Source organism: Alteromonas sp. CI.11.F.A3 (assembly GCF_032925565.1).
In the GTDB taxonomy this organism is placed as follows: Bacteria; Pseudomonadota; Gammaproteobacteria; order Enterobacterales; family Alteromonadaceae; genus Alteromonas.
Genome location: NZ_CP136708.1, coordinates 4300828 through 4315440 on the forward strand (window position 1 = coordinate 4300828; position 14613 = coordinate 4315440).

The following is a 14613-nucleotide window of genomic DNA, read 5'->3' on the forward strand; positions in this document are numbered from 1 at the left end:
GGAACGTCGAATGCCTAAAGATATCAGTGTTACCTGTGAAGACAGTACTCACTTAACCGCAACACGCTATATGCCCAATCATTCTATTAAAGGCGCAGTCATGATAGCGCCCGCTACGGGTATCAAACGCCAGTTCTACGCAGCGTTTGCTAGCTACCTTTGTGAACAGGGTTTTGGTGTGATCACATTCGACAACCGTGGTATTGCAGAATCGTTAAAAGGTAAGGTTAGACACAGTAAAGCGTCATTAGTGTCCTGGGGGCAGCAAGATATGCCCGCAGTTTTAGAAACCTTAAAAATGCACTTCCCCAAGACTCAATACTTTTTAGTCGGTCATAGTGCGGGCGGGCAACTTTTAGGTCTAATGCCAAACGTGAATGACCTTACTGCATTTTGTAACTTTGGTAGCTCATCGGGTAGTTTGCGTAATATGCCCAAAAGCTATTTGTTAAAAGCTCACTTCTTTATGAATTTTTATATTCCCGTGAACAATCTACTTTTCGGACACACAAAGTCGCATTTAGTGGGCATGGGTGAGCCTTTGCCTAAAGGGGTTAGCAGGCAGTGGCAAAAATGGTGCAATGGCCAAGGTTATGTGAAGGAAGCCTTTGGAAAAGAAGTTTTACAGCACTGGTATAACGATATTTGTTTACCATCTAGATGGTTATTAGCCAGCGATGATGACATAGCTAACCTGTCAAATGTTAAAGATATGATTAGTGTTTTCCCTGAGCTAGAGGCCGAAATTCGCTTACTCAAACCTCATGAACATAATCTTGAAGAGATTGGCCACATGAAATTTTTCTCACGGAGATCTCAGTCACTGTGGCCCGAAGTAAGTGATTTTCTTATATCTCACCTTAACGCTTAATTTCTGTCAGCAAAGCTTCGGCCTGTGGGCGAGTATCAAAATATTCTTCGACGGTAAGTAACGCCGTTAGTATTCGCTCGGCCTCATCAGCTTTACCCAAGTGATAAAGCGTATAGGCTAAATGGTATTTCAGCGATGGGGATATAGCATTCCTAGCCGACGCCTCTCTTAGAATTGGTAAACTTTCGTTGTAACGGCCTTTAAGCGTTAAACTCCAACCGTAGGAATGCAAGACATCTGCATTGTTAGGCGCAAGTTCATAGGCTTTTTTTGCATAAGCGAAGCTTTGGTCGGTATCAGTGGAGAAATGTAAAACAGCTAGCCGGTTTAACATGGCATATCGGCTATTATCATCAACAAGACTAAGTAGCTGTTGATAATGACCAATAGCCTGGTTTTTATCGCCATAGTAGTAGTGATATTGAGCGAGTAAATTACGGGGAAAATAACGCGTTGGTTCTTGCTTTACTATGCTATTTAAGCGCACCACCAGGTGGTTAAAACTTTGCTTTTGAACGCTAATGGAATACAGTTTAGCCAAGGCTAAATCGAAACTTGCATCAAGTGCCAATACGTTTTCAAAATGCTTATAGGCTGTGTCTAGTTGCCCTTGCGCTTGTGCTAATTCGCCCTGCTTAAACTTAACTAGCGGATCATTCGGGAAGTCATTTTCAAGCATTTCCAGAGAGGCTGCAGCATCTTTCAATTCCCCAGAAACAAGCATTAACTTCACCAGCTGTAAATGAATATTTTTATCATCAGGTACTAGTTCGTGGATACTTTGCATCACCTGCAACGCCTTGGCTTGCTCACCTAATGCTGTCCAAAGTGCGACTTGCGCAAGTCGAGTATTGATAGAAAGCGACGGAATAACATCCATTTTCTTAAGGGTAGTCAGCGCTTGTTGTTTATCGCTTACTTTTACAAAAAAACCTGCTAGTTGTACTAACGCGATTTGATTCCCAGGCTCGCTAGCCAAAAGCTTTCTTAGCAATTCTATCGCACTGTTGTAGTCGCCTATTTGCGCATAAGCCGCTACTGCAGAAAAGGTAACGTTCGACGGCGTAGACGCACCATTAGATACTAATATTTTACGAAAGCCTGAAATGGCAGCCTGAACGTTACCCATTTGGAAATCAATTTTGGCCAACTGAAAAGCAACTTGTAAGTGCTCAGGACGCAAAGCAGATAGGGAAAGTAATATTTCTCTGGCTTCATCTAACTCATTACGTTGAAGCAACAAGGTCGCCTGATTATAGCGTGCTGCGAACAACCTAGGTGATTGTAAAAGAACCCTATCAAGAACCTCTTGTGCTTTTTCGTATTGTTTATCAATAATAAGCTGAGCTGCGTACATATTTTGAATCGACACATCACTGGGAAAGCGAGCTGAGAGCAACGTAATTGCTTCACCAGCCAACGCCGAATTTCCGTTATTAAGATGATGTAGCGCGTAGGTCATCAGCACTTGCCGATTTTCAGGATAACGTGCCTTTAAACTAGATAGCTGTGCATTGCTTTGCGCAACTTTGCCTCGACTTAAGGCAACTCGCACGGCATACAAAGCGACATTAACGTTATTTGGGTACGCCGCTTCCAACTTATTCAATAGGTTTACCGCTGCAAAATTTTGCTTGTTCTCGAGAAAAAGTGTTCCCAGCATTAGCGCTTGATCAATATTGTTATCTATTAAGGTTTCTGCGTGAGGTTGCAAAGCAGACATCGCTGATTTTTTATCTCCAAGCGCTATATTAGTGCTTGCTAGCAGTATCGCCGTTTGTACATCTTCCTCTGTATGCTTCGCATAACTACGAAAATTATCGCGGGCTGTTTCGTAATTCTTCTGCATTAACGCCACCATGCCCCGCAGGTAATAAAGTGCGGGTTCAGTGTGTAACATTACTTCATCTACATTCGCTAGTTGAGTAGCAATTTGCTCTAACTGAGGCCTGATAACCGCTAACGATTCAACTTGACTGGTTAACCAACTATTGACGAACAATACGTATAGATCGCCCTCTGTTTGTAACAACAGATCTTCAGTAATTAAAAGTGCCGCATCAAAGTCAGAAGAAGAAATGTAAGCATCGATTAAACTACGTGCCATGGTTGGATTATTGGGAGACAACAAGAAAGCTTTACTGTAAAACGCTTGGGCTTGGGCATACTCCCGGCGCTCTTTTGCCAATTGCCCCTTTAGCCACCACGTTTGCGCTTGAGTATCACTTTGCCCCATCGACATCGCCAATAGGGGCTCAGCTTCCTCAAAGCGACGCTCAAGTATAGCCAACAACGCTAATCCGTTAAGGCCTTTTGGGTGGTCAGCCACACGCGATAAGATTTGTTCATATTCGTATTTAGCACACAACATTCGAGACTGCTGTATACATGCCTTAGCGCGAATTGTATGCCAGTTTATTTGCGCTTCAACATGAAAGGTTGAATCAAAATCAAGAGCAAGGATACGTTCACTCTCGCCTAAGCGAAGTAGTACCTCGCCCCAAGGCTCGAAGATAAGTCGAGCATCACCCCCTGCGTTATAGGCGGTTTGAAATGCAGCATCTGCTTGGGCAAACATGCCGTTCACTTGATACAACTGTGCTAATAAGATTTGTGCGGGTAAATAGTCTGGTTCAGCTTGAAGTGCACTTTTTACATGAATAAATGCTTCTTTGTATTCCTTTAGGTAGAAAGAAGCTTTCCCTTTTTCATAATCCTCGTTATTGGCTGAATATACCGAGAAAGATAGAGAGAGACACACAAAGAAAACAAGCGCACACCGTGCGCTTGTAGTTATAAATATCTGGGGAAAAGTATAAGTCATCAAGTCACATGCTCTGCTATAGGCAGTCGCTGAAGACACTTAGTAGCGGCGTACTCTTCTAAAGCTTAAGAATAACAAGAACAACGCCAATACTGCAATGGTAGGCGGCTCTGGGACAGTCACTACCGGAGGCGCTGAAGGTGTTTCGTAATTAAAGACATAATTATGAAATTCACGAGCGCCTGTATATGAAACCGCGGCGAAAGAGCCATCAAACGACGCACCACCACGGGTGGTCGCTAAAGGGGCTAACACTGAACCTTTAACAGCTAAACTATTAAAATCTATACTTTCTGCGTCGTAGAAGTTCCACAGAACATTTGAAAATGCTTCGCTACCGTTGAAACCATTGTTCAGGTTTACACCACCACCCACTACGATGTCATTCGCAATAGCATCACTTGCAGAAACATTGATGATAACGGTTTCTGCATCGCCCCAGTTCAGCGATAAATTACTATTTTGTGCAAAGATATCGCCAGCGGATACATTAAAGATTGCAACGCTGTCTGTGCCTATATAGTTAAATATGCCATTACTGTATGTGCCATTTGCGCTAAGGCTGGCAAAGTACGCTGAATCGGCGTGCAGCGAGGCCGCTACCTCATCAATACTGAGATCAGCATTATAAATCGCTTCGCCATCACTACCGTCATTCAGTTCTACATGCGACACATTAAGCGCGCCACCGTAAACTAAATTATTGTCATTTAAAACGCGAATTTGATTGGCATTGACGTCACCCATAATGGTAACAGCATCGATGGCAGTGTTTGTATTCGCCAGCCGACTACCGAACTCAACCGCATGACCATTAGCGTTTAAGTCACCACCGATAAGCACTTGGCCCTGCACATCACCACCTTGAAAATTGTAATCTTCTAACAAGATGAGGTTGTAAGTACCCAACGTACTTGAAGTAGACTCTGAGGCGCTCACTGAAGCTACAAACGTAAACAACGATATCACTAATACGACTAAGCGAAACATCACGTACTGCCTTATATTTGCATGAGGTTCAAACAAGTTCATCAACTTAAGAAATCAAGTTAAAACTTGCGTATTCCGCAATATAAGCAAGATTCACACCATTAAAATAAAGCCATGATTTAATTGATATTTATACAATAAGGGAAGATGCCAACTATAAGCTATGTAAAAAAAACTGACGCCCGACAATTTCTTTACACTTTGTTAACTAGTGGCACCATGTTGGTGCATAGGTATTTTAGACATCTTCCCTGAATCGCGATGCGGCCAATCCTATCTAATAGGGATGAAGGTAAAAAATATTACGGTATAAATATCAAACCTTCGTGAGGAGAAACATCACCGTGACAAATCGCGGCAAAGTTTTCCATTAATGACACAATATTTTTATGCTCTTTTACCGACAGCCATGAAGAAGTCCACTGCATGGCTTCTTTTACAAAAGCCCCACTTTGTGATTGAAATTTACTTGCACCTAGCTCAGCCATTCTGGTTTGAATGTGCGCAGGTGCAAAGAAGAATTCATCGCTATTACCAGAGGCGTCTTCGGTATTTTCAGCGCCATCCCCTGTGCCCGCATCTTGCCAATGGGTTAATCCCACTTGCACATAGCGCATGAGATCATCACCAAGCCTAACCTTAAGCCGCTGCTTAACCTCACTGTTGCCCGACATATCTACCACAATACTGGCTTTACTGGCGATGTCATCTAGCTTGTCATAACAAACCACTTGATTGTAGACATCTAGTCCCTCAACAAACGCTTGGCTTTTGTTAGAGGTCACACCCACCACGTGATAGTCATCTTTTTTAAGGGCATAGGCCAACCCTAAACTGGTTTTGCTTGATGCGCTTAATACAATCACTTGTCTCGGTTTAGGCGCGTTGTACTGGTCTATTAAATCCCATAAACAATAGGATGTGATGTATAAAGGCCACAGTAGCATTTGCAGGTTTTCACGGTGTGACTGGGTTTTATCGCCGCCACTTTCTAACGGGCGATACAGGTTATATCCCTGCGGTAATGCTTTTCTATGGGCGCTGGTATCAATCAAATTTCCTTGAGCAAAAGCAACGGCGTCCATATGCAGATGAGTGGCAGGCGGGAAATACCCAAAATAGCGGCTGCCTACGTCCACCCCCTCTACGCTAGATGCTGACACCTTACCTATCCCCCACACAGGAATAACCCCCCACTTATCGCTGACGTTGTTCTCATGGGATTTGTTAGTAGCAGCGTTGTCGGCAGTGTTTTTGTCGGCAAGGGCTTTGTCAGAAAACGCTGGAAAAAACTGCCAATATCCAAGCTTTTCACCCATCATGAAATAAGTGAGATTGTTGGCGGTAAAGGCAAAACGCTCTACTTCAAAGGTTACTCCTTTTTTCGATAGCCCTTCTTTGGATGATGTTTCTTTTAATAGTGTTTGATTTAATCGCCCTTGATTAGAAAGTTTGGCGTCTTCTGTCGCGACTATACGGTGTTGGCTTAAGTCTTGTTTATCAACTTGAAACTGCTGCATAACCTTGTTCCTTTTTCTTAGTGTTAGAGTTTGCCACTGGCTTTTAGCATATGCATGTACTCCATGAGTTTCCCCATAGCAGGTTGCGACGCGGCTTTTAGGCGCCCTAACACTTGTAGTTTCGGCATATCGTCTTTGGCCACACCATGAACAATTTTGGAAAAACCATCGAGTCGACAATTGTGGATCCATGCTCGAAGCTCAGGCGCCTCACCCCAAATATGCATATTTCGCAGCATGGCTGCTGTCATAGGTATCCAGTCAATATCACGATTGGGCAAAGGGACTACTTGCGTCAGTTTTTGTTTGGTAGCTTCATCTTCATAGACTGCCTCAACATGCGCAATTAGCGCCGCACTGAATACTGGTTGGTAAGCTCGCACGGTTTGCGGTGTAATAGTATTGCCCTCAAAAACAGGCTTTATCTCTAAATTGGTAAGTGCTGACGCCGAACAGTCAACCACCAATGCATCTTCTGGCATTGCCCACTCAGTATCCTCGAACGAAAGCGCCTCTTTTGCCACATGAGTCACTCTGCCATGGCGAATAATATTGGGTAGGGTTTGCAGTGCCGCCAGTTCGGCTTCGCTTACCGTTGCGCCATGGAACATAGCAGGCCTGATGTCTTTATCTATACGCAGCATCACGCCCTTTTCCTCTAACTTATCGAACATGTCATCGATAGAGGTCGACTGAGCAATAGCTTCCATTTGGTTCGCTTGCGCACCAATGGTATCGAAGAAAAAGTCATCGAGTGGCTGGGTGTTTTTGCGATTAAGCAGCCATGCATCCCGCGATACCACCCAATGAATGTTTTCAGGGTTTACAAAATTGCTAAGCAACCATAAACAAGTGTCGATCCCCGTTTTACCACCGCCTATGACCACATAGTTTTTATGCCCGCGTACACGTTGGGTTAAGGTGTTTACTGGCGTAAAATCAACATTTTCATCAAGGGTAAAGCTAGGCTTGTGGGTAATAGGAATACTGGTTTTTAAGTAGGTCGCATCCACGGTTTTTTTATTCACGGTAACCTCGTAGGTTTTACCGCCCGTTATATTAGTAAACTTACCATCGCCTTCGTATTGGCTGAGGGGAAAATACTGAACGCGACCTGAGGGTAAAAAGGTCTCTTGCATGACTGCATCAAAGTAGGCACTCACCTCAGCACCAGAGGCTAATCCCATTAACCCTTCGTTCATTCCTGTTTTATCAATGACGCCGCGATTTAGCTCTCGTGAACAAACACCATAGAAAGCAGAAGGCTGATGTAGGGTGACAAAAGGATAGGCTAAGTTCCAATGGCCACCAGGCTTAGCGTATTTATCAACAATGATGATGCTGGCATCAGTTTCACTGAGTAGCACATCGGCAAATGCCATGCCTACCGCCCCACTTCCCACAATCAAATAATCGCAAGTTAATTGTTCTGCTTTCATATACTATGTCCTTTATGTATGAACCGGCCTGCACGCGGGTTTATAAAATATAATCAGGTTAAACGACAATCTAATGGAACGATTGAATATAACAGTGTTATATTCAATATATATAACGCCGTTATATTGCGCAACATGTAAATTCAATGTAAATGAAAAAAGATACTCGTCAGAAAATTTTAGATGCAGCTTCCACCTTGTTTTTAAAAGGGGGCACCCACGCATTAAGCGTACGTGCCATCGCGGAGGGCGCTGGTATGTCTACCATTGGCATTTATAGCCATTTCAAAGGGAAGCAAGGTATTCTCGATGCCTTGTATATTGAAGGCTTTACCCTTGTCGATGACATGATGAAGCAGTCAGGGGGTAATACCCCATCAGATCGGTTACTTAATGCCTGCGAACGTGTACTGCAATTCTCTGAGGCTCATGCAGCGCATTACAATCTGATATTTGGATCTAATCTGAAAGATTATACTCCCAGTGAAGATGCCATTGCGGCGGGGGAAAAGGCATTTATTACGTTAACGAAAGTGGTAGCTGCGATAATTAAAAAAGAGATTGCTGTAGAAGAGCGTCAAGATATGGCCATGCAAATTTGGGCGTTATGTCATGGTTATATAAGTTTAAACCAACATGAAATTCGCAATAGAATTAATTGGGTAGACTGGAAAGCGCGGGCATTGAATGCAATTCGCCTGCACGTATACGCTTTGGTTGCTACGCACAACAGTCATTGCTAAAGACGCTTGTTAAAGTCGCTTGAAGAAGTCACTTATAATAAGAATACAAAGCAGCAACACATTAACCGGCCTATCACGAACATGCTCGTGATAAGTGACAAGTTATGTGTTGCTGACTCATGGTACGGTTCGAGGCTTATTTCGCTTCGTTTAGCGCATCATCGATGTCTTTCGCGCTATGCCTATCTTTAAGCTGCGCATCGCCCCACGTACGATTAACAATTACGCCGCGCTGTACTGCCGGGCGAGCCTCAATTTCTGTTGCCCAACGCAGAACATGTTTGTAGTCGTTAACTTGCAAGAAGGTGGCTGCGTCATACAGGTTTCCAAGTACTAAGTTGCCATACCATGGCCAAATAGCCATATCAGCAATACTGTACTCCTCACCCGCAAAATAGGTATTTTTGGCGAGGTGTTTGTCTAGTACATCTAGCTCACGTTTTACTTCCATGGTAAATCGGTTAATGGGGTATTCCATTGGGTAAGGTGCATAACTGTAGAAGTGACCAAAGCCGCCGCCTAAGTAAGGCGCTGAACCTACTTGCCAGAATAACCAATTAAAACATTCTACTTTTGCAGCAGGATCGTTAGGAATAAATACATCAAACTTTTCCGCTAAATAGTGCAGTATCGAACCCGATTCAAATAGCTTTGTTTCAGGTGTAGTCGATGTATCTACCATGGCAGGAATTTTAGAATTCGGGTTTACATCAACGAAGCCAGATGAAAATTGATCACCTTCGCCGATGTTAACCAACCATGCATCGTAATCGGCGTCTGTAATACCTGCAGCTAAAAGCTCTTCCAACATGATAGTCACTTTCTGACCGTTGGGAGTAGCCAAAGAATAAAGCTGAAGTGGGTGCTGGCCTACAGAGCGTTCTTGCTCATGAGTGGCACCCGATACAGGGCGATTGATACTAGCCCATTTGTTACCGTCATCTTCATTTTGGCTCCATACTTTTGGAGGCGTATAAGTATTACTGTCAGACATATCAGATCCTTTTCTATCGCGTTAGCATGATTATAAATTTGATGTGTGTACTGAATATGGAATTACAAGGGATAGGATGAATGATATACGACCAAGCGCTTATCGCTGGGATAATTCGCAAATAAGCAGATTAAAATCGTTTTAACACGTATTTTAAACTGCCCCTGCGTGAATAAAAGGCGCGCAATCCATTGCCCGCAAACTGAGTGGTTATTAGGTGCGTGCTATTAAATAGCGTATTCGCTATAACGAGCATCACCAGTAACCGAATTCTTTTCTAACAAGTGCTAATTGCTGCTTGAGAAAGCCTAGTCTTGTTCCAAAGAGGACAGTGCATCAAGCAACATGCATGTATTGAAATCGTTCGACATGAGCTCGTTTGACATAAGCTCATTAGCAAAAATGGTTTTAGTGAAATTCCTTACTACTGCAAACATACGCTTCCTCCCTGTGGGTATTGCTTTGAGACACAATACCGATGCTGCTATTGCTGTGGTCTCGATTAAGAGTAAGCAGCATTTGTGCCAGCACAACAAATTAGTAAATATCAGTAACTTATTGGAAACCATTCGTTAAGTGAGATAAAGGGCACTGAGAAAATGTTGCACTCTCGCAACACTTTATTACTGACTAGAGAAACATCCGAAGCTTGAAGTAAAAACCTGGACTTAAAATATGAAGTAAAAGAGTTAGTGTATTTGAACTAGCAAAACCTGACAGAAGGGATAAAAAAAGCAGCCCTAGGGCTGCTTTCGTAGACTTTTATTAACTACTTACACGCACATTAGTTTAAATGCTAACGCGCTTGTAAGGTCTGTATTCAGCTTTCCAGAAATTCCGTTCAATATGGTCATTCAACGCATCGTCTGACATCTCAAGGGCTAGCCCTTGTGCCATGGCAACCTTACCCACTTCAAAGGCTATTTTACGGCTAAGCTCAGCAATAGCAACCAATGGCGGCAACAAGGAACCTTCGCCAGTGTTTACCAGCGGCGACGCATCAGCAAGTGCATTACTTGCAGCCATCAGCATTTCATCACTGATTAATTTTGCTTTTGCAGCAACGACACCAAGACCTATACCAGGGAAAATATACGAGTTATTACACTGGGCAATGGTAAAAACTTTACCTTTATACTCAACGGGCTTGAACGGGCTTCCCGTTGCAATAACCACTTCGCCATCAGTCCATTCAATAACCTGTTCAGGTCGCGCTTCAACCTGGCGAGACGGGTTACTTAATGGAAAGATAATAGGTAATTCACAGTTTTGCTTCATGGCACGAACCACCTGCTCGGTGAACAAACCAGGTTGCCCCGATACACCAATAAGAATATCTGGCTTGGCACAGTGCATAACATCAAGTAGCGATGCGTAATCACCGCTAAAGGTCCAACTTTCAAGGTCGACTAACTGTTGATTTAGCTTTTGCTGGAAGTCACGTAATCCTTCCATACCTTCGGTCACTAGGCCGAAGCGGTCTACCATGAAGACTTGTTTACGCGCTTGCGCATCGCTAATACCTTCATGCACCATTTGTTGAATAAGCATTTCAGCAATACCGCAACCGGCTGAACCTGCCCCAACAAACACCACTTTCATGTCTGATAGCTTTTGTTGCTTCATGCGACATGCTGCTAAAATGGTACCTAATGTGACCGCAGCAGTACCTTGAATATCGTCGTTAAAGCAGCACACTTGATTGCGATAGCGGTTTAGCAACGGCATCGCGTTAGGCTGTGCGAAATCTTCAAACTGAATCATCACTTCAGGCCAGCGACGTTTTACTGCCTGAATGAACATATCGACAAATTCGTCGTAGTCTTCTTGGCCAATACGAGGATGACGTGCCCCCATGTACATAGGGTCGTTAAGTAACTTCTCGTTGTTCGTTCCTACATCAAGCATAACCGGCAAGGTATAAGCTGGGCTAATACCACCACAGGCGGTATAAAGCGAAAGCTTACCGATTGGAATACCCATGCCACCAATACCTTGGTCACCAAGACCAAGAATTCGCTCGCCGTCTGTGACAACAATGACTTTCACTTTGCGCTTAGTGGCATTGCGAACAATATCATCTATTTGATGGCGCTCTTCCCACGAGACAAACAACCCGCGCGAACTACGATAAATGTCCGAGAATTGCTCACAGGCATCCCCCACTGTTGGGGTGTATATAATTGGCATCATCTCATCAATATGCTTTTGAATAAGACGATAAAACAAGGTTTCGTTGTTATCTTGAATAGCGCGTAAATAAATATGCTTGTTCAGTACTTCATCGAAGCTACTGTATTGCATGTATGCACGCTCTACTTGCTCTTCAATACTTTCGTAACGAGGCGGAACTAAGCCTGTTAGATTAAATGCGGCACGTTCTCTGGAAGTAAAGGCACTGCCTTTATTTAATAGGGGCGTTTCCAGCAGCGAGGGGCCAGCATGAGGAATATAAAGATATCGATTTGAATCTTCTGACATGGGTAATCCGGTTGTATTTACAGGCAATCACTTAGCTGCAACCTGATGAGCGCGCTCTTGCACGCTCTTTATTAAAATATTTCTTCAGGCTCAGGCGTAGTCGTTTTATTCTGCGAGGCAGGGTCTACCACTTCATCATCAAGAACATATGAGGTAGGTTCGGTGCCTTGCAAGAAATATTCAAACAGTGTCGTATGGTCTGTCCTTCGGGTCAACTTCCCACTGGTACGATCAATGCGAACGCGAACTATTTTTTCAGGCACAGGAATAGGTGAATGTGGCTTTTCTGCCAATGCATATTCCATAAACCTTATCCATGCCGGACCTGCCGCTTTAGCTCCATCTTCGGTGCCAATTAACGCATTACCAATCCAATTGAATTTTTCAGGGTTGCGATTAACTAAGTTTTGATTGCGTGTAGCACGACCAAGTTGTCTGCCCATGTTATCGAAACCAACCCAAGCAGTGGCGACAATGTCTTTTTGGAAACCACTGAACCAGGTATCTCTTGAATCGTTCGTAGTACCGGTTTTACCGGCAATATCGGTGCGCTGAAGAATATTCCGTGCGCGCCAACCTGTACCTAGCCAGTACGTTTTCTTACTCCAGTTCCCGTTAGCACGCACACCGGTACGCATCATCTCACCCACCAAAAAAGCATTTTGTGCGGTAATAACCTGCGGTGCGCTTTGCTTTTCAGTTACATCACTTTCAGCTAGCAACACATCTTTATTAAGCTGGGCTTCGAGTAAGGCTTCCACATCAACTTCGTCACTGTCCAAACCGCTTTCTAAATCACTTTCTGGATAGCTTTCAGGTGCATGAGCTTTGGTGCAGTTGTCGCATGCCCACACAGGGTTGGCTTGCCACAATACTTGATTATGTTCGTCCAGCACTTTAGCGATAAAGTGAGGGTTTACTAAGTAGCCGCCATTAGCAATAACTGACATACCACGAACCACTTCTAGCGGTGTATGAGAGCTAGATCCTAACGACACGGTTTCATCTAACGGGATATCGTCAGGATCAAAACCAAAGCGGGTAAGATAGTCGGCCGCTTTACGAAGCCCAACACCCCGCAATAGACGAACTGACACCACGTTCTTCGATTTGCCTAAGGCTTTACGCATACGAATAGGACCGTCGTATTCTGCGGGTGAATTCTGGGGACGCCAAGCAACACCCGTCGCCGCATTCCATTGGTTGATTGGAGCATCATTAATAATAGAAGCAAGGGTGTAGCCGCTGTCTATCGCCGCAGAATAAATAAATGGCTTAATGTTTGAACCTACTTGCCGTTTCGCCTGTGTGGCACGATTAAACTGGCTTTGATAAAAACTATAACCGCCAACGACCGCTTCAACTGCACCATTTTTAGGATTAAGCGCAATAAACGCTCCACTTACTTCAGGTAATTGCGCGATACGCCATGCATCATCTTGCTCACGGATGTATATAACCGCCCCCGGCTGGGTGATATCTGAGGCCGTTTCAGGTTCACTACCTTGCCTAAAGTCAGTGATATATCGCCTTGCCCAATCTAGTCCTTCCCACGTGATCGTGCGCTTCTCGCCATTTACATCAAGCACATCAATAGATTGCTCTGCAGTTGAGAGTACAACTGCAGGTACGAGAGGCTTGATATAAGGCACTTGAGAGAGTGCAGAAAGCATCTCGCGCTCGCTCCAATCACTGGCAAGTAATTTATTACTAACATCGGTTTTTAAAGAAAGCTGCGGCACTGGCTCATCTTGGCTGTCGGGCGAAGGAGTGTCCCATAAATAACCAAGCGGCCCTTTATAACCATGGCGCTCATCGTAATCGTGCAGATTTCTTACCACCGCTCGTTGAGCAGCAAGTTGCAAGTCGGAACCTGCGGTCGCGTAAACTTGATAGCCACCGGTTTCAGCTTCATCTTTACCGTAAATGTCGACCATTTCGTTATAGATGATGTCGGCCAAATATGGTGCATCTACTTCAATTTCAGCACCATGCTTACGCGCAGTTATCGGCGCGCTTGCCGCACGGTCAAAGTCTGCTTTAGAAATGTACTCTTCATCAAGCATACGCAGCAACACCACGCGGCGGCGACCTGCAGATGCTTCAGGATCGGTGATAGGATTTAGTGCTGAAGGCGCTTTGGGGAGGCCAGCAATGGTGGCAAGTTGTGCCAAAGTAAGTTCATTAAGAGATTTGCCGTAATATACTTGGGCGGCGGCACCGAAGCCAAACGAACGATGGCCTAGCTCGACTTTATTTAAGTAGAGTTCAAGGATCTCTTCTTTACTGAGTTCCTGCTCCATATGCCAAGCGATAAATATTTCTTTTACCTTACGAATATATGTCTTTTCTCGACTCAAAAAGAAGCCTCGAGCAAGCTGCATCGTCAATGTGCTCGCACCTTGCCGTTTTTCACCCGTAAGAATTAAACTCAGCGCTGCACGGGCGATACCGATAGGGTCAATACCATGATGTTCGAAGAAGCGACTGTCTTCGGTGGCCAAAATCGCGTGAATTAATTGCTCAGGTACTTCCTCAAGTTTTACGGGGATCCGCCGTTTAACGCCATATTGGGAAATTAATTTTCCATCATGGGTGTATATCTGCATGGGCGTTTGGAGTCTAACGTCCTTAAGTACAGTAACGCTTGGTAGGTTAGGTTTGATATAAAAGTAAATACCAACAAGCGCCACACAACCAATAAGGCCAGAGATGACAAAAAATAATAATAACGGTTTAATGTACTTCACA

At 44.1% G+C, this 14613-nt stretch carries 10 protein-coding genes; 2 read left to right on the forward strand and 8 right to left on the reverse strand.

What is annotated here, in order from left to right; translation table 11 throughout:
• Positions 1-10 precede the first annotated feature (10 nt).
• Positions 11-871 (forward strand): alpha/beta fold hydrolase, encoded by an 861-nt coding sequence (locus R1T43_RS18540; RefSeq protein WP_317350889.1) that lies wholly within the window; start codon positions 11-13, stop codon positions 869-871.
• On the opposite strand, the gene R1T43_RS18545 is transcribed toward R1T43_RS18540, so the two are convergent.
• The 4 genes from R1T43_RS18545 to R1T43_RS18560 all read right to left on the reverse strand — a co-directional run bounded on the left by R1T43_RS18545 (position 861) and on the right by R1T43_RS18560 (position 7644).
• Positions 861-3632, reverse strand: coding sequence for a tetratricopeptide repeat protein (locus R1T43_RS18545; protein WP_317350891.1), 2772 nt, complete (start codon positions 3630-3632; stop codon positions 861-863). The genes R1T43_RS18540 and R1T43_RS18545 overlap by 11 nt on opposite strands.
• Before the next feature lie 102 nt (positions 3633-3734).
• Positions 3735-4685: a choice-of-anchor A family protein gene (locus R1T43_RS18550; RefSeq protein ID WP_317350893.1), complete on the reverse strand. Its 951-nt coding sequence runs from the start codon at positions 4683-4685 to the stop codon at positions 3735-3737.
• A 302-nt stretch (positions 4686-4987) separates the two neighbouring features.
• A complete protein-coding gene (locus R1T43_RS18555) occupies positions 4988-6205 on the reverse strand; it encodes a DUF2855 family protein (protein ID WP_317350895.1) in 1218 nt (405 codons plus the stop codon).
• 23 nt (positions 6206-6228) lie between these two features.
• Positions 6229-7644, reverse strand: a complete 1416-nt coding sequence (locus R1T43_RS18560) for an NAD(P)/FAD-dependent oxidoreductase (protein ID WP_317350897.1) — start codon at positions 7642-7644, stop codon at positions 6229-6231.
• A gap of 152 nt (positions 7645-7796) precedes the next feature.
• Here R1T43_RS18560 and R1T43_RS18565 point away from each other — a divergent pair, with 152 nt between their 5' ends.
• Positions 7797-8387 (forward strand): TetR/AcrR family transcriptional regulator, encoded by a 591-nt coding sequence (locus R1T43_RS18565; RefSeq protein ID WP_317350899.1) that lies wholly within the window; start codon positions 7797-7799, stop codon positions 8385-8387.
• Between the two features lie 136 nt (positions 8388-8523).
• Here R1T43_RS18565 and yghU read toward each other — a convergent pair whose 3' ends face one another.
• From yghU to R1T43_RS18585, 4 genes are all read right to left on the reverse strand, one after another.
• Positions 8524-9381, reverse strand: a complete 858-nt coding sequence (gene yghU, locus R1T43_RS18570; RefSeq protein ID WP_211068984.1) for a glutathione-dependent disulfide-bond oxidoreductase — start codon at positions 9379-9381, stop codon at positions 8524-8526.
• A gap of 308 nt (positions 9382-9689) precedes the next feature.
• Entirely contained in the window at positions 9690-9818 is a 129-nt protein-coding gene (locus R1T43_RS18575) for a hypothetical protein (protein ID WP_282100395.1), read from the reverse strand.
• A gap of 352 nt (positions 9819-10170) precedes the next feature.
• Entirely contained in the window at positions 10171-11862 is a 1692-nt protein-coding gene (locus R1T43_RS18580) for an NAD-dependent malic enzyme (protein WP_317350903.1), read from the reverse strand.
• A gap of 71 nt (positions 11863-11933) precedes the next feature.
• Positions 11934-14612, reverse strand: coding sequence for a penicillin-binding protein 1A (locus tag R1T43_RS18585; protein ID WP_317350904.1), 2679 nt, complete (start codon positions 14610-14612; stop codon positions 11934-11936).
• Between the last annotated feature and the right edge of the window lies 1 nt (position 14613).